A 14,860-nucleotide genomic window follows, 5' to 3' on the forward strand; every position below is an offset into this window, starting at 1 on the left:
CCCTCAACCGCAACCGAGCCCCATGGCTCCCCCACGCAGAAGGCATCCACCTCGCCTGCCGCCAATGCGTCGGCCATGCGCGGCGGAGGGATGGTGCACAGCTCATACGCCAGCGGCAGATCGCGCAGCCAGTAGCTGACCAGTTCAACATGGGTGGAGAAGGGGAAGGGCACACCAATGCGCAACGGGCGCGGCGCAACCTGCGCCAGATGCAGCGCCGCCGCGCGGGCGTCATGAAAGCCGAAATCATGACCCGCATCGCGCAGGGCATCGGCCAGCGCCGAGGACACGCCCACAACATCGCCGTTCACCGACAGCACCTGCAGGATATCCAGCCGCGCAACCGCCCCCCCCAGCCCCAGCGCCATGGCAACTGGCACCGGCGCCAGCATCTGCGCGGCCTCCACCTGCCCCCAGAGCAGCATGTCGCGCAGGCTGGCCCATGACGGCGCGCGCGCCAGTTCAAGCGCCAGCCCCTCGGCGGCGGCAAAGCCCATCTCATGGGCGATGGCGAGGGGAGCCATGTCCAGCAGCGGCACGAAGCCCAGACGCAGAGTGGCCATGTTCATGACAAAAGCCCCGCCGCCGTGACCAGCGCGCCCGCCACATCGGCCACCTTGCGCCCCTGATCCATCGCCGTCTTGCGCAGCAGGGCATAGGCCTCTTCCTCGCTGATGCCGCGCGCCTTCATCAGAATCCCCTTGGCACGGTCGATCAGCTTGCGCTCTTCCAGTGCGCGGCGGGTGGTTTCCAGCTCGGTGCGCATGCGGCGGAACATCTGGAACCGGGCGATCGCCGCATCCATGACGCTGGCCACCCGATCTGGGTGCAACCCGTCGACGACATAGGCCGAAACCCCGGCCTCGATCGCCTGTTGCGTCAGGTCGCGGTCGGTGCGGTCAACAAAGAAGGCCACCGGGCGGTCCATCGGGCCAGAGGCAAGCGCCATCTCCTCCAGCGTATCGCGGGAGGGGTTGGCCATGTCGATCAGCACGATATCGGGCGCAATCTCACGCACCCGGCGCAGCAGACCCGCCGCCTCGCCGATGACCGTCACCTGATGGCCCAGCGGCTCCAGACTGTCGATCACCAGCCGGGCGCGGACAGCATCGGGTTCAACAATGACAATCTGAAGTTTCAATGCGCGCCCCGCCTTTGCCCCTGTAAATGCCGCGCTGCCGAATTTTTCTACACCCTGCGGGATGTTTGGGGCGCGGGGGCCGGGCACCTTGCACAAAAGGTCAAATTATGGGCAGACTTGAGTTCCCCTGCCGCATCTGTCAGCAAGTAGCGTGGCAGGGCCAAACCCCTTTACAGGCAAGGCGCGGGCGGGATTCTTGTTGAGGCGGCGCCGGGCACACGGTATTCTTATCCATGATCACGCAGAAGATGAAATATGCGCTCAAAGCGCTGATGGAACTCGCCGCTGAGCGCGCGGGCGAGGGTCAGCCCTTGCGCATTGAAGAGATTGCGCGGCGGTCAGGAACGCCCAAGCGGTTTCTGGAGCATATCCTGCTTGAGATCCGCAATGCGGGCTTCATCGCCTCCACGCGCGGGCGCCACGGCGGCTATGTGCTGATCAAAGAGCCGCGCGATGTCTCGCTGAGCGAGATCATGCGCCTGATCGACGGGCCGATCGCGCCCTTGCCCTGCCTGTCACGCCGGGCTTATCAACGCTGCGAAGACTGCACAGACGAGGCCAGTTGCCGGATCCGTACCCTCTTTGGCGAGGTGTTCTGGTCCTATCTGGTGCTCATTGAATCGCTGACCCTGGCAGACCTTGTCCGCGCACCGGCGATCCTTGACCCGCTCGCGCAAGTGGCGGGTGCCGCCCGCTAGGCGACCCCAAAGCGCGCGGCGCTGGCGCCCCTTTTCCTTCCGACTGCCCCTACCACTGCCGGGTGCCTGCTCCGCAGGCAAATTCCGCGCGCACGCGCCTGATTTCCCGCGCAATAACACTGCTCCTTACTTAAGGTGTTGTGAAATTTCTCAGAAACATCTAGTCAGGATTCGTATCGACGCTTCCTGTGAACGGACAGCCCGAGAGAAGCAAAACGCACGCAAGGAGAGGCCCCAAATGCAGATCGACCTGAACCTGATCACCAAAAACGGCTCAGGCCCGCTCAGGGTGACTATCGACAGCCTTGTCATCGCAGGGTGGGCCGGGCGCGATGCCGAAGCGATGGAACATCACATCCGGGAGTTGGAGCTGCTGGGCGTGCAGCGGCCCTCGTCGACACCGGTGTTCTACCGCAATTCCGCCCTCCGGCTGACGACCGCGCCGATGATCGAATGCGTTGGTGAGGCTTCCAGCGGTGAGGCCGAAGTGGTCTTCATCGCGCAAGGTGGTCAGCTCTATGTCGGCCTCGGCTCTGACCATACCGACCGGGAAGTTGAGACCTATGGCATCACGGTGTCCAAGCAGGTCTGCGACAAGCCGGTCGCCAAAGACATCTGGCCGCTGGCCGAGGTTCTGCCGCACTGGGACTCGCTGATCCTGCGCAGCTGGCTGACTGCGGATGGCGCGCGCGCGCTGTATCAGGAAGGGGCGGTCAGCGGGCTGCTGGCGCCGGATGTGCTGTTCGACAAGTTCGGCACCCGGCAGATTGCAGACGGCACCGCCATGTTCGGCGGCACCATGCCCGCTATCGGCGGTATCCGCCCGGGCCAGAAGTTTGAATGTGAGCTGGAAGACCCGGTGCTTGGCCGCACCATCCGCTTTGCCTATGATATCCGCGCCTTGCCGATTGCCGGGTAACCACCGGCCCTGAGGGCCGCGCGCACAGAACAAGGGGCAGCGATCCATCATGAAAATGCATCAACTCCTTGCCGATGGTTTGCGGCAGCTGGGTGTCGGGCATCTGTTCGGCCTTATCGGGGATGCCAATCTGTTCCTTGTGCAGGCCTATTGCACCGCCGGAGCAGGGCGGTATGTGGCATGCAACCATGAGGCCAACGCGGTGCTGGCGGCGATCGGTTACGCCCAGACCACCGGCCGGACCGGGGTGGCGACCGTCACCCATGGCCCGGGGCTGACCAATTGCGCCACCGCCCTGACCGAGGCGGCGCGCGGCGGCATTGGGCTGGTGCTGCTTTGTGGCGATACCGCGCCCGGCGATGCGCAGCATCTGCAGAACACCAACCAGCGCGCGCTGGTCGAGGCGACGGGCGCGGCCTTTGTCGAACTGCGCGGGCCTGATATGGCGCTGAGCGATCTGGAGCAGGCGTTCCGCATCGCGGCGCTGCAGCGCAGGCCGGTGGTGTTCAACATGCGGGTTGATCTGCAATGGGCCGATGTCACGCCACAGAAAACCGGCTTCGCAATCACCCGCCCCCAAAGCCAGCCCGCCGGGGGCGAGGCGCTGGAAGAGGCCGTCGCCATGATCGCATCGGCCCGCCGACCGCTGGTTCTGGCAGGGCGCGGGGCGATGGACGATGCCGCGCGCGCCGCGCTGGTCGCCCTTGCCACCCGGCTGGAGGCCCCGCTGGCGACCACGCTCAAGGCACAGGCCCTGTTTCACAGAGAGCCGTTCGATCTGGGCATCAGCGGCAACCTGAGCCATCCGACCGCGATTGATACGATCATGAAATCGGACTGTATCATTGCCTTCGGGGCCAGCCTTGGCAAATACACCACCGAGGGCGGCGCTTATCTGAAGGGCAAACGCGTCATTCAGGTGCTGGCCGATACCCATGAAACGCCCTGGCTGGAAACGCCCGACATACGCCTGATCGGCGACATTGCGGGCACCGCGCGGGCGATGGCGGAACTGCTGGATCTGGCGGAAATTCCCGGCTCTGCGGCGACCGACAGCGCCCTTGCCGAGGGGCTGGCCGCCGAGGCCGCAGCCCGCGCCGCGCCCCTGCCCTTTGCGCAGACTGCGCCGGGCACGGTGGATTTCATCCCCGCGCTGCGCCGCCTCAATCAGGCATTGCCGCAAGAGCGGGTTCTGGTCGCCGATCTGGGGCGCTTTGTCTTTTCCGTATGGCGCAACCTGCCAGTCACCCGGCCACAGGATCTGGTTTTCACCGCCCATTTCGGTGGAATTGGATGCGGGACGGGGCAGGCGATCGGCGCTGCCGTTGCGGTGCCGGACAGGCCGACGGTGCTGGTTGCCGGGGATGGCGGCTTCGTGCTTTCGGGCGTGGGCGAATTGTCGGTCATTGCGCGCGAACAGCCCGATATGGTGATCATCCTTTGCAATGACGGAAGTTATGGCGCCGAATACATCCAGTTCGCCAACCGCAACCTGCCGACCGATCTGTCCATGATCGCACCGCCTGATTTCGCCGCGCTGGGGACCGCGGCGGGCATCGCCTCGCTGTGCGTACGCGATGAGGCTGAACTGGACGCTGCCTGCCGCGCCATCCGGGACCGCAAGGGGCCGCTCATGATTGACCTCAGGCTGGACCCGGCAAAGATCGAGAAATAGGCGCGGGCGCGGCCCCGTCCGACGCCCGCGCCAGCGTGATGCAACCGGCAGCAGGGCAAACGGCTAGTCATTGCATCCTTGAGATGCTAGTGAAGTTTCTCTGGCTCAGCGTCAGGGGATGGCCATCTGGCTGATGATAGAGACGAAACATGAACGAAACCCGCGACACTGCCACGGCCCGGAAGAAAAACCCCTCGCTCAGAAATCAGGCCTATGAATCACTCAAGCGCGGCATTCTGAACTGCGATCTGAAGCCGGGTGAGGCCGTCACTGTCACGGAACTGGCCGAAGAACTGGGGATCGGCCGCACGCCGGTGATTCAGGCCGTTGACCGGCTGATGCTGGAAGGGCTGGTAGAGGTGATGCCGCGCAAGGGCGTGGTGGTCAGCCCCATTTCGCTGGATGATCTGGTCGAAATCATCGAGGTCCGGCTGCTGAACGAAATTCAGGCCGCCCGCTGGGCCGCCGAGCGCATCAGCAAACAGCAGCTTGACGACATGCGCGATAACCTGAACCGGATGCACAAGGCCTCAGCCGCGCGCGATGTGGCCACGCTGATCATGCTGGACAGCCAGTTTCACAGCCTGATCAGCGCAGCGACGGGCAATGAAATTCTGGCAGAGCTGCTGGGCAGGCTGCATGATCGCTCGTTGCGGTTCTGGACCCTGTCACTGAAAATGCCGCACCGCAATGACCGGGTCTGCGAACAGCATGCCGCCATCATTGACGCCTTGCAAAGCGGTAGCGCAGACAAGGCCGAACAGGCGATGCGCGACCATATCAAGGATTTTCAGTCAAGCATTCTGGCGCAGGTGGTCCGCGACTGAGCGGATTGCAACGGGCCCTGATCGCGCGCCCGTTTCCCGGCGCACTGATCTGCATCAGGGCAGCGCCACACCGGACCCGCTATAAGCGATCACCGGCACAGCCCTGTGCTGCTGAAACACCGGCAGCGCAACCGAAAGGCATTTCTCATGGCCAGCACCGATATCCTCCGCCATGGCGGCACGCAGTTTGACGGCTTCCTGTACGCGTATGTCGGCGAGGACCGCAGCGGCAATGTTGTCAGCGTATTGTCAGCCCTCGCCCGGCTTGGGCTTGATCCCTGGGTTGAGGCCGCAGCACTGTCCGACCTGCCGCGTGAGGGTGCGCGCACCCGCCTTGACCAGCTTCTGGCGCGGTTCGGCGATGTTCCGGCGCTGGGGAGCGACCATGGGCCTGTCACGACACGGCTGATTGAGCTGCTGCCCAAATCCTCGGACAGGCGGACGGATCAGGCAAAGCCGGTCATATCCCGCGCCCTGACCATGCGTTTTCTTCCCGCACTGGCCGCGTTCATGACACTGGCCTACATCCTGTATTCGCTGTTCTTCGGCAGCGGCGGGGAGTGACGCGGCAACCCGCGCCAGCCCCCCAACCGGCAATCAGCGCCGCGCGCCGCCCCGGACCAGCAGCGCGATACCCGCCACCACTGCAACAACACCGCCAATCATATACCACATCGTGTTGTCGGTATAACGGCCGGTCAGCGCCTCGGACAATTGTTCGACCGGCGCATTTGACGCGCGCCAGGCGAAGAACAGCAGCACGCCGCCAAGGGCGAGCACAACAAGCCCGATGATGTTTGACTGTGACATGGAATTCTCCTTTGAAAGGGGGAATGCGGCGCCGGTCAGGTTTCCGGGGCCTGCAATCCTGAGTCCTGACCATGCGGTATTCGCGCCGCCCGGCACTCACCTGGATCAGTCCTGCACCCTCATTTCCCCCTGAGCCCGTCAGCGCCGCCGCCCCGGGTGTTCAGCGGCCCGTATCCCGTTGATCAGCGCGGCCACAGCGGCGTGCAGTTCCGCCTGTTCCTGCCCCGGGGCAAAGGCATGGGCGGCAGCGGCATCTTCCAGCACGCCCATGATCTCTCTGTCCGGCAAAATCTTGTGGTCGCTCAGGGCCAGAAGCAGCGATTCGCAGATCGCCAGGGCTGCGGTTCCGGCGACATCATTGGGCGCGGGCATGTTCGGCTCTTTCGGTTCAGGCGGGGCAGGGGCCCGGCGGCATATGGGCTGACAAGCCTCGCAACCTTAGGCGCAATCTGGTAATCCTGACTGATCCAGAGCAGCGAGGGGCGCATCTTTTCCGGCGCTCTGCCGCCACCTCTGCTTTCACGCTCCGCAGAAAGCCGCCATGCCCCACCTTCAAAGCCCGCTGACCCGCAAACTTTCAGCCTTTGTCGCGCTGTCGGGCACCGACCTTGACCTGCTGGCGCGCTTCCACCAGCGCCGCCGGACCTTCCTGTCAGGCCATGCGCTGATCCATGAAGGGCAGACCAATTCCGCGGCGTTCATTCTGGCCGAGGGCTGGGCGTGTTCCTACAAGATGCTGCCGGATGGCGGGCGCCAGATTGTCGATTTCCAGCTTCCGGGTGATTTTCTGGGGCTGCGCAGCATCCTGTTCCGCACCTCCGATCACGGGGTTGAGGCGATCACCCGCATCGAGGCGTCCGAGGTGCTGGCCTCAGACATACTGGACGCTTTCGCGCGCGCCCCCCGCCTTGCCACCGCCGTGCTGTGGGCCGCCTCGCGCGATGAGGCGATGGTGGTGGAGCATCTGGTCAACCTTGGCCGCCGTTCCGCCGACGAGCGGATGGGGCATTTCCTGCTGGAGCTGGGCGCGCGGCTGAAACTTGTGGGCGTGGGTGACCAGACGGGGTTTGACTGCCCGCTGACGCAGTATCATCTTGCCGATGCGCTGGGGCTGAGCGCGGTGCATGTGAACCGCGTGCTGCGCCAGTTGCGCGAGGAGGGGTTGCTGACCTTCCAGAAGGGGCGCGTCACCTTCGATGACTTCGCGCGCCTGCGTGAGCGGGTGGGCTTTGATACCAGCTATCTGGATCAGGAAGGGCCGCTGCTGCGCTGAGGCCGCCCGCTTTCAGCCCTCTGGCAGACCCGTGCCACCGCCTTGCGGGTTCGTGACCTCGTTGAGGTAGGAATAGACCGTGAATTTGCTGACACCCAGAGCATCCGACGCCATTTTCACCGATTCCTTGAGCGAGAAGAAACCCCGCGCCTCCAATGCGCTGATCACCGCCAGTTTGGCCTGACGGCTCATCAGCTCCGCGCTTTCACCGACCGAGGCGATCGCCTCTTTCAGGATGGCGCTGGCAAGGGCGTCGACCGACTGATGGAAATGCTCCATCGGGGCGATGTCGGTGCCGCCGGGCGAAATCCGGCTGACAAAATCGCGGATCCGGTCAATCTCGGTACTGACCGAATTGATGCACAGCGCCACCACAACCCGCCCTGAAGGCGCCCGGAAGAAGATTGACGAGGAGCGGCAGTTGGTGCCATCAGGCAGGATGCTGTAGTAGTTGATCAGATGCTCCGGCAGCTCATCGCGCAGCACCACCAGCCCCAGATCGGAAAGCGGGCCGCCCACGCTGCGCCCGGTCAGCGGGTTGACGATGGCGGCGATGGTATGGGGAAAGCGGGTCAGATCATGCAGCACCACTTCGCTTTCCAGCAGCATGGCCTTTGCCAGACCGTCCAGCGCCGGGCCCAGCACAGTGACCACCACCCCCGCATGGGCCCGATCGGCCTCATCAAACGGCCCCAGGCCCGAGAACTGCTCAAACTGCCGGGTCATGGGGGTTGGCTCTGCCATTGGTCGATCTCCCGTTCTTTCTTTGCCGTTTCTGATGCCGGCACCGCTGGCATTCCAGCCTCTCAGTCCTTGTACGCCACCGCCGCAATTTCGACCGTCAGCCCGAAAGGCAGACTGGCCACACCCACCGCCGTGCGGGGCGGGCGGGTGTCAGGGCCCATGAATTCGGCATAGACGGTGTTCAGCGCGGGCCAGTCCTCCATATCGGTCAGATAGCAGGTGACCTGAACAAGGTCAGCCATCTCATAGCCCTCAGAGCGCAGCAGGCGCTGGATATTCTCCAGCGTCAACCGCGTTTCATCGACGATCCCGAAGGCGCCGCGCTTGCCGGTCTCAGGGTCTATCCCGCCCTGACCGGAGAGGAACAGAAAGCCAGCGGCGCGCCGGGTGGTCGCATAGGGGCCCATCGCGGGGGGCAGGGTGTGTTGTGGCGCGCTCATAGTTGGGCCTCCTGTCTGTCGGTGTTCCGGGGAAGTATCTGTCCGCTGCGAAGGCCACCCTGAAGAACGCCAAGCGCATGGTCGATCTCGGACTCAGCCGTGTAGAAATAGGGCGTCAACCGCAGCAGGCCTGAGCGGGCAGCAACATGAACGCCCGCAGCCCGGCACAGCGCCACGGCAGCTTCGGGGTCATCGACGGCCACCGACACAATGCCTGCGCGCGGGCTCTCGGCGCCGACGGGCTCCAGCCCCATCGCCGCCAGCCCCTCTGCCAGCCGCCCGGCAAGCTGCGCCGTGCGCTGCCGGATCGCCGCGCGCCCGAAGCACTGGCGAAGCCGCGCCGCCGCACCCATGGCGTAAATGCCGTACAGGTTGCGGTGGCCATAGATCAGCCCGGTCGCGGGCGGGGCGTTGCCATAGCTCAGCAAGCCGGGCCGGGCCTGCGCGTGAAACCGTGCGCCGGTGATGATCAGGCTGATGCCGAACCCCGCCAGCAGCCATTTGTAGCCGGTCGCCACATAAACATCGACGCCCGCCAGATCAGCCGGGGCAAGGCCCGCACCCTGCGCGCCATCGACCACCAGCCAGGTGCCGTTCGCCCGGCAGGCCGCCCCCAGCCGCGCCAGATCAATCACCGTGCCCGTCCCGGCATGCACCTGCGCCACGCAGACCACACGGGTGCGCGGGCCAAGCGCGCCGATCAGCGCCTGCGTGCGCTCATCACCCGCGCCGGGGGCGATATCGACGCAGTGCACCGCCGCCCCCAGCCCGCGCCACGGCAGGCGGACGGCGGGGAAATCATCGCCGAAGGTCAGCACCTCTTCGCCCGGCGCCCAAGGAATGGCGCGCGCGGTGGCGTTGATCGCCTCGCTTGTGGTGGCGAAAAAGCCGAGCTGTGCGGGCTCCACGCCAAATTCATCGGCCAGCAGCGCGGTGGTGGCGGCAACTTCTGCCTGCCAGTGCGGTGCGCCGGTGGTTCCGCCGCCAAGCGCCTGCGCCGCTGTCACCAGCGCGTCGCGCACATCGCGTGGCACCAGCCCGATGGAGCCGGTATCCAGATAGGCCCCCTCCGGGCGGGCATCGAATTGCGCGGCCAGCAGGGTTTTCTGATCGGTGGTGAGCGTCATGCTTCCTGCTCCCTCTGCTCAAAGCCCTCTGCACCGGGAATGGAGGCCAGCAACCGGTGCGTATAGGGGTGGGCGGGCGCGGAAAAGACCTGCTCCACCGGCCCCTCCTCGACAATCTCGCCATGCCAGATCACCACCACACGGTCGCAGACCTGCCGCACCACCGCAAGGTTATGCGAGATGAACAGAATTGTCAGGCCCAGCTCCTGCCGCAGCCGGTCGATCAGCGCCAGAATCTCTGCCTGAACTGAGACATCCAGCGCCGAGGTGATCTCATCGGCGACAATCAGGTCAGGCTCCACGGCCAGCGCGCGGGCGATGGCGATGCGCTGGCGCTGGCCGCCCGAAAACTCATGCGGATACTTGCTGATCGCATCGGCGGGCAGGCGAACCTGTTCCAGCCACTGAACAATCCGCGCCCCGTCACGCCTGACCGAGGGGCGGGCGGGATTCAGCGCTTCGGCGATGGAAAAGCCGATGGTGCGGCGCGGGTTGAGCGAGGCGTAGGGGTCTTGCGGGATCAGCTGCAGGCTGCGGTAAAGCCACGCCCGGTCTGCCCGCCCCAGCCGGGTAATATCGCGCCCGTCCACCTCCATCCTGCCGCTGGCGGGGCGAAGCTGGCCGGTGATGACCTTGCCGATGGTCGATTTGCCAGAGCCGGACTCACCCACCAGCCCCACGGTTTCGCCGCGCCGCACCTCAAGATCCACCGCCTTGAGGATCGGCGCGGCATGGCGGCCGCCATAGCTGGCGGTCACCTGCCGAAGGGCAAGACGGGTTTCAGGGGGGCGGGTTGTCTCAGCCATGCGCCGCCGCGTCCTTCAGCCGCCCGATGCGCGGCGTCGCCGCCAGAAGCTTGCGCGTATAGGGATGGTCGGTGCGGTGCAGGCGCAGATCTTCCGCGCTGAGCACCTCCTGCACCCGGCCCCCATGCATCACCACCACCCGGTCGCACAGGGTTTCGACAACCCCCAGATCATGCGAGATGAACAGGACAGAGGCCCCCGTTTCCGCCCGCATGCGCCTTATCTCGCGCAGCACCTCGGCCTGAACGGTGACATCCAGCGCGGTCGTCGCCTCATCGGCGATCACCAGCCGGGGTGAGACACTCAGCGCGGCGGCGATCATCGCGCGCTGGCGCATTCCGCCTGACAGCTCATGCGGATACTGCCGCATCCTGAGCGCGGGCTCGGTCATGCGGACCTTGGCGAAAGCATCGGTCAGCGCGGCATCGGCCCTGGCACGGCTGAGGCCCAGATGGGTGCGCAACACCTCGGTCACCTGCGTACCGATGCGCAGCGCGGGGCTGAAGGTAGAGCCCGGGTCCTGATAGATCAGCGCCATGGTGGTCGCCAGATCGCGCGCGGCCTGCGGCTGGCGCAGGTCCATGCCCGCAAAATCCAGCCGGTCGGCGCTGACCACCAGATTCTCAGGCAAAAGCCGGGCAATCGCCATCGCGGTCAGCGATTTGCCTGAGCCGGATTCGCCGACGATGCCCAGTATCTCACCCTCGCGCAGCGACAGCGACACGCCGTCAACCAGCACCGCGCCCGCCTCGGTGGTGATGCGCAGGTTTTCCACATCGAGCAGCCGGTCAGGGCGCGGCGGCAGGCGGCGGGGGGGCAGGGCCTTGGCCCGGGCCAGCGCGCGCGTGGTGCGGGGGCTGGCGGCGGCGGCCAGCCCGTCACCCACCAGCATCGCCGACACGGCAGTAAAGACAATCATCACCACCGGCCCGATCACCTCGGTCGGGCGGGTATAGATCACGGCCAGCCCTTCATTGAGCAACTTGCCAAAATCAAACGCGGGCGCCTGCACCCCAAGGCCGATGAACGACAGCGCCGATATCTCGATCAGGGTGCTGGCAAAGCTGGTGGCGGTCAGCACCAGAAGCGGCTCAGCCATGTTGGGGATCATGTGATCACGCACAATCCGGTGGCCCGGAACCCCCATCAACCGCGCCGTGGTCACATGATCGCGCGCCGAGATCCGGGCGCCCAGATTGGCGGTGATGCGCGCAAAATTGGCCACCCCGGCCAGCCCGATGGCGATGATCAGCGTGGTCGCGCTGGGGCCAAGGATGGCGGCGACCACAAGCGCCGACAGAAGGCCGGGAAAGGCCACCACAATGTCGATGGTGCGCAGGCTGGCCTCGCGCAGCGGGCGCGGCGCCAGCCAGACGAAACAACCGATCGCCACGCCCATGATCACCGAAATGGCCGTGGCCCCCAGCGCCATCAGCACCGTCAGCCGCGTGGCAACCAGCGCGCGCGCGAACAGGTCACGCCCGAATGAGTCGGTGCCCAGCCAGAACTCCGGCCCCGGCGGGCGCAGGCGGTTGGCCGACAGCATCGTGGCCTTCTCGGACAGGAAAACCGGCGCGAAAATGGCAATCAGCGCCACGATGCCCATCATCACAAGGCCCGTCACCAGCCCGGCATTCAGGCGCAGGCGGGGGGGTGGGGCAAAGGCGGGCGCGCTCATCGCCGCCCCCCCAGCGTGCGCGGGTCAAACAGGCCCAGCAGGATATCGACCAGCAGGTGCAGAAACAGCGCCACCGTGCCGATCATGATGATGGCCCCCTGAATGAGAGGGTAATCGCGGTTCGCAATCGCCTCCACCACCGCGCGGCCCACACCGGGGATGGAAAACACCGTCTCGATCACCACGGCAGAACCGATCATCGAGGTCATCAGCATGGCGCTGAGGGTCAGGGTAGTGGTCAGCAGGTTGGGCAGGGCGTATTTGACATAGAGCTTCGCCGCCCCCAGCCGCCAGCCCCGCGCCGTGCGCATGAAATCCTGCTCCAGCACATCCGCCGTCTCACGCCGCAGAACACGGGCGATCACGCAGATCGGCCCCAGCGCCAGCGCGATCAGCGGCATGATCATCGACACCACCGGCGCGCTGCCGGAGAATGAGGGCGGCAGCAGCCCCGCCCATATCCCCAGAAACAGGATCAGCAGGGTGGCTTTGACATAACCGGGCACGGCGGTCAGAAAGCCGGTGACAACGCCGAAACCCACATCCAGCCATGCGCGGCGGCCATTGCGGGTCAGCACACCCACCGTCACGCCCATGGGCACGGCGACGGCCAGCACCAGCACAATCCCCGCCGTGGCCAGCGAAATCGTATAGGGCAGGCGCACCATCAGAACGTCCAGCACCGGAATGCCCAGCCGGAACGAGGTGCCGAACTCTCCCTGCAACATCATCGCGGCATAGGCGATGAACTGCACCCCCAGCGCGCGGTCCAGCCCCAGTTGCTGGCGGGTATGGTCGATCATCGCGGCGGTGGCATGCTCACCGGCCAGAATCACCGCCGGGTCACCGGGGATCAGCTGCACCATCACAAAGCTCAGCGCGATCAGCATCAGCACCCCGGCGGCCACACCGGCCAGACGGCGCAGCAGAAATCCCGGCCAGGGCGAGCCGAGCAGGCGGGGCAGAAACCCGGGCAGTGATGCGGAAGCGGCCTGTCTCACGTCAGCGGCGCCTTATCGTTTGTCGCTCAGAGGCATGGGCCCGGCCGCTGCGCCAAAGGGCACCGGCCGGGCAGAGGCAACGGCCGCGTCAGTCGGCGGCAAGGATGCGGATGGTCGAATCGTCATTCAGGCCCGGCAGAACGCCCGGAAACAGCCCCTGACGATAACCAAGGAACCGCTCAAAGCTGTGCAGCGGCATGAAGTCATAGTTGCGCAGCGCCGCCTGCTCGGCTTCGGTCACCAGCGCGCACTGGCTTTCCAGATCACCCGCCGCGCGCGCCTGATCCAGCAGCGCGGCAGCCTCGGCATTGCCTGAGCGGGTGATGCTTTGCCCGCCGTCCTCAACCCCGGTGCCGATCAGCCGGTCAAAGGGGGCATCCAGCACACCGGCAAAGTTGATCACATTGGTGATCGACATATCCCAGGTTTCCGGGCGCTGAAGAACGCGCGCCCAGTTTTCAGCGTTGTCGCCGGTCATCATGGTGACATTCGCCCCCATCGCCATGAGCGAGGCCTGAATATATTCCAGCGTCACACGGGTAGAGGGCGAGGCGGAGATGCGGATCTCCACGCCGTTCAGCAGGGCGCCCGCCGCTGCCGGGTCAAATTCCGGGAACAGCGACGCATCGTCATTGCCGCAGGCCAGATTGGGGAACAGCACGGTGTTCACCGGGGTGCCGCGCCCGCCGGTGGAAACCTCGGTCACCGCCGCCCGGTCGATGGCCTGAAGCACCGCGCGGCGCAGGTCAGGGTTTTCATTGAAGGGGCTGGTGGGCGACTGGTTGAAATAGAGCGTATCGGTCGCCAGAATGAACGAGGCAATGTCAAAGCGCGCATCCCCTTCGATGCGTTCGACGGCATTGGCGGGCAGGTTCACCTTGTCCAGCTCCCCGGCGATAAGCTGGTTGATCAGCGCGCTGGGGTCGGTGGCCACGGAATAGTGGAACGCGTCCGGCGAGCGCCCGGGCAGGTTGCGCACGAATTCAGCGCCGCCGTTGAAATTGTCATGCATCGCAAAGCTGTAGCGCACACCCGGCACAGCCTCTGTCAGGACGTAACCGCCAGAAGAGGCGCCCGGCACATCGCCACGGTGCAATCCCTCCAGATCGGCCAGACCAGCCGGGCAGATGACCCCCGCCATGGGCATCGACAGCCCCGCCAGAAGGCCCGGATAGGCCGACGGCAGCTCGATCGTGACCGAGCGCCCGTCATCCGAAGCGCTGATCTCCGGCCGGTCAGGGCCAAAGACCACGCCGCGGAAGATCATCTGCGTTTCAGGGTCTTCGATATAGCGCAGGCTGTTGACGACGACCTCGGCATCCACCGGCGTGCCGTCGGCGCAGACGGCATCCGGTTGCAGATGAAAGACATAGGTGGTGGGCCCGGTCTGCTCCCAGCTTTCGGCCAGACCGCCGGTGATGGCGCCGTCATCGCCCCGCCGGGTCAGCGCGCTGAACATCAGCCGGTAGGCCACACTGTCATCGCCCGCACGGTAGCGCGCCGGGTCAAAGGTGGTGGGGTCCGCGCCCAGTGCCAGCCGGATAACCGCCGGGTCCTGCGCGGCAAGCGGGGCGCCAAGGGTCAGAAAGGCGGCAAGGGCCGCTGTCCCGGCGGGCAAAAGGCCCGGCCTGTTTTTCGCTGATACTTTCATGTTCTGTCTCTCCCGTTAACTTTTGCGGTTTTTGCCGGCCGGACTTGCTGGAAGGGAATTGAGCACGGTT

17 protein-coding genes are annotated in these 14,860 nt (G+C 65.5%); 6 read left to right on the forward strand and 11 right to left on the reverse strand.

Translation table 11 applies throughout. The features are described from left to right. Together V7Q53_RS11930 and V7Q53_RS11935 are read right to left on the reverse strand one after the other, a co-directional pair. Positions 1 to 569: ABC transporter substrate-binding protein (locus tag V7Q53_RS11930; RefSeq protein ID WP_333828778.1), on the reverse strand; the 569-nt coding region annotated here is incomplete at its 3' end. Beyond that, complete coding sequence (locus V7Q53_RS11935; protein WP_333828779.1) at positions 566 to 1,141, reverse strand: ANTAR domain-containing response regulator; 576 nt, start codon at positions 1,139 to 1,141, stop codon at positions 566 to 568. The genes V7Q53_RS11935 and V7Q53_RS11930, both read right to left, overlap by 4 nt. A 233-nt stretch (positions 1,142 to 1,374) precedes the next feature. Here V7Q53_RS11935 and V7Q53_RS11940 point away from each other — a divergent pair, with 233 nt between their 5' ends. The 5 genes from V7Q53_RS11940 (at position 1,375) to V7Q53_RS11960 (ending at position 5,824) form a co-directional block, all read left to right on the forward strand. Beyond that, positions 1,375 to 1,839 (forward strand): RrF2 family transcriptional regulator, encoded by a 465-nt coding sequence (locus V7Q53_RS11940; protein WP_333828780.1) that lies wholly within the window; start codon positions 1,375 to 1,377, stop codon positions 1,837 to 1,839. A 238-nt stretch (positions 1,840 to 2,077) separates the two neighbouring features. Continuing rightward, a complete protein-coding gene (locus V7Q53_RS11945) occupies positions 2,078 to 2,758 on the forward strand; it encodes a DUF2848 domain-containing protein (RefSeq protein WP_333828781.1) in 681 nt (226 codons plus the stop codon). A gap of 49 nt (positions 2,759 to 2,807) precedes the next feature. After that, positions 2,808 to 4,433: a thiamine pyrophosphate-binding protein gene (locus V7Q53_RS11950; protein WP_333828782.1), complete on the forward strand. Its 1,626-nt coding sequence runs from the start codon at positions 2,808 to 2,810 to the stop codon at positions 4,431 to 4,433. A gap of 149 nt (positions 4,434 to 4,582) precedes the next feature. Then, positions 4,583 to 5,260 (forward strand): GntR family transcriptional regulator, encoded by a 678-nt coding sequence (locus V7Q53_RS11955; RefSeq protein WP_333828783.1) that lies wholly within the window; start codon positions 4,583 to 4,585, stop codon positions 5,258 to 5,260. Between the two features lie 147 nt (positions 5,261 to 5,407). Then, positions 5,408 to 5,824 carry a hypothetical protein gene (locus V7Q53_RS11960; protein WP_333828784.1) on the forward strand — a complete coding sequence of 139 codons (417 nt, stop codon included), beginning with the start codon at positions 5,408 to 5,410 and terminating at the stop codon, positions 5,822 to 5,824. 33 nt (positions 5,825 to 5,857) lie between these two features. Here the strand turns inward: V7Q53_RS11960 and V7Q53_RS11965 are convergent, their stop codons facing one another. Beyond that, positions 5,858 to 6,070 (reverse strand): DUF3185 family protein, encoded by a 213-nt coding sequence (locus V7Q53_RS11965; protein ID WP_333828785.1) that lies wholly within the window; start codon positions 6,068 to 6,070, stop codon positions 5,858 to 5,860. Between the two features lie 138 nt (positions 6,071 to 6,208). After that, the gene (locus V7Q53_RS11970; protein WP_333828786.1) at positions 6,209 to 6,442 is read right to left on the reverse strand and encodes a hypothetical protein; all 234 of its coding nucleotides are present in this window, start codon (positions 6,440 to 6,442) and stop codon (positions 6,209 to 6,211) included. A 169-nt stretch (positions 6,443 to 6,611) separates the two neighbouring features. Here V7Q53_RS11970 and V7Q53_RS11975 point away from each other — a divergent pair, with 169 nt between their 5' ends. Further along, positions 6,612 to 7,343: a Crp/Fnr family transcriptional regulator gene (locus V7Q53_RS11975; protein ID WP_333828787.1), complete on the forward strand. Its 732-nt coding sequence runs from the start codon at positions 6,612 to 6,614 to the stop codon at positions 7,341 to 7,343. 12 nt (positions 7,344 to 7,355) lie between these two features. Here the strand turns inward: V7Q53_RS11975 and V7Q53_RS11980 are convergent, their stop codons facing one another. The 7 genes from V7Q53_RS11980 to V7Q53_RS12010 form a co-directional block, all read right to left on the reverse strand. Beyond that, positions 7,356 to 8,087: a helix-turn-helix transcriptional regulator gene (locus V7Q53_RS11980; RefSeq protein WP_333828788.1), complete on the reverse strand. Its 732-nt coding sequence runs from the start codon at positions 8,085 to 8,087 to the stop codon at positions 7,356 to 7,358. A gap of 62 nt (positions 8,088 to 8,149) precedes the next feature. Further along, entirely contained in the window at positions 8,150 to 8,527 is a 378-nt protein-coding gene (locus tag V7Q53_RS11985; RefSeq protein ID WP_333828789.1) for a RidA family protein, read from the reverse strand. Next, complete coding sequence (locus tag V7Q53_RS11990) at positions 8,524 to 9,654, reverse strand: aminotransferase class V-fold PLP-dependent enzyme (protein WP_333828790.1); 1,131 nt, start codon at positions 9,652 to 9,654, stop codon at positions 8,524 to 8,526. The genes V7Q53_RS11985 and V7Q53_RS11990 overlap by 4 nt, the downstream gene beginning before the upstream one ends. Continuing rightward, positions 9,651 to 10,460: an ABC transporter ATP-binding protein gene (locus tag V7Q53_RS11995; protein ID WP_333828791.1), complete on the reverse strand. Its 810-nt coding sequence runs from the start codon at positions 10,458 to 10,460 to the stop codon at positions 9,651 to 9,653. Before V7Q53_RS11995 ends, V7Q53_RS11990 begins: the two co-directional genes overlap by 4 nt. Further along, positions 10,453 to 12,138 carry a dipeptide/oligopeptide/nickel ABC transporter permease/ATP-binding protein gene (locus tag V7Q53_RS12000; protein WP_333828792.1) on the reverse strand — a complete coding sequence of 562 codons (1,686 nt, stop codon included), beginning with the start codon at positions 12,136 to 12,138 and terminating at the stop codon, positions 10,453 to 10,455. The genes V7Q53_RS11995 and V7Q53_RS12000 overlap by 8 nt, the downstream gene beginning before the upstream one ends. Continuing rightward, complete coding sequence (locus V7Q53_RS12005) at positions 12,135 to 13,139, reverse strand: ABC transporter permease (RefSeq protein ID WP_333828793.1); 1,005 nt, start codon at positions 13,137 to 13,139, stop codon at positions 12,135 to 12,137. The genes V7Q53_RS12000 and V7Q53_RS12005 overlap by 4 nt, the downstream gene beginning before the upstream one ends. Positions 13,140 to 13,227: 88 nt before the next feature. After that, on the reverse strand, positions 13,228 to 14,790 hold the full coding sequence (locus V7Q53_RS12010; RefSeq protein ID WP_333828794.1) for an ABC transporter substrate-binding protein: 1,563 nt from the start codon (positions 14,788 to 14,790) through the stop codon (positions 13,228 to 13,230). Positions 14,791 to 14,860: the final 70 nt, after the last annotated feature.

The organism is Pararhodobacter sp. (genome assembly GCF_036802785.1).
In the GTDB taxonomy this organism is placed as follows: domain Bacteria; phylum Pseudomonadota; class Alphaproteobacteria; order Rhodobacterales; family Rhodobacteraceae; genus Pararhodobacter.

Excerpts from the sequence above, each read along its gene's own strand:
- V7Q53_RS11940 (WP_333828780.1), top strand. The coding sequence starts at position 1,375 with ATGATCACGCAGAAGATGAAATATGCGCTCAAAGCGCTGATGGAACTC.
- V7Q53_RS11945 (WP_333828781.1), top strand. The coding sequence starts at position 2,078 with ATGCAGATCGACCTGAACCTGATCACCAAAAACGGCTCAGGCCCGCTC.
- V7Q53_RS11950 (WP_333828782.1), top strand. The coding sequence starts at position 2,808 with ATGAAAATGCATCAACTCCTTGCCGATGGTTTGCGGCAGCTGGGTGTC.
- V7Q53_RS11955 (WP_333828783.1), top strand. The coding sequence starts at position 4,583 with ATGAACGAAACCCGCGACACTGCCACGGCCCGGAAGAAAAACCCCTCG.
- V7Q53_RS11960 (WP_333828784.1), top strand. The coding sequence starts at position 5,408 with ATGGCCAGCACCGATATCCTCCGCCATGGCGGCACGCAGTTTGACGGC.
- V7Q53_RS11965 (WP_333828785.1), bottom strand. The coding sequence starts at position 6,070 with ATGTCACAGTCAAACATCATCGGGCTTGTTGTGCTCGCCCTTGGCGGC.
- V7Q53_RS11970 (WP_333828786.1), bottom strand. The coding sequence starts at position 6,442 with ATGCCCGCGCCCAATGATGTCGCCGGAACCGCAGCCCTGGCGATCTGC.
- V7Q53_RS11975 (WP_333828787.1), top strand. The coding sequence starts at position 6,612 with ATGCCCCACCTTCAAAGCCCGCTGACCCGCAAACTTTCAGCCTTTGTC.
- V7Q53_RS11980 (WP_333828788.1), bottom strand. The coding sequence starts at position 8,087 with ATGGCAGAGCCAACCCCCATGACCCGGCAGTTTGAGCAGTTCTCGGGC.
- V7Q53_RS11985 (WP_333828789.1), bottom strand. The coding sequence starts at position 8,527 with ATGAGCGCGCCACAACACACCCTGCCCCCCGCGATGGGCCCCTATGCG.
- V7Q53_RS11990 (WP_333828790.1), bottom strand. The coding sequence starts at position 9,654 with ATGACGCTCACCACCGATCAGAAAACCCTGCTGGCCGCGCAATTCGAT.
- V7Q53_RS11995 (WP_333828791.1), bottom strand. The coding sequence starts at position 10,460 with ATGGCTGAGACAACCCGCCCCCCTGAAACCCGTCTTGCCCTTCGGCAG.
- V7Q53_RS12000 (WP_333828792.1), bottom strand. The coding sequence starts at position 12,138 with ATGAGCGCGCCCGCCTTTGCCCCACCCCCCCGCCTGCGCCTGAATGCC.
- V7Q53_RS12010 (WP_333828794.1), bottom strand. The coding sequence starts at position 14,790 with ATGAAAGTATCAGCGAAAAACAGGCCGGGCCTTTTGCCCGCCGGGACA.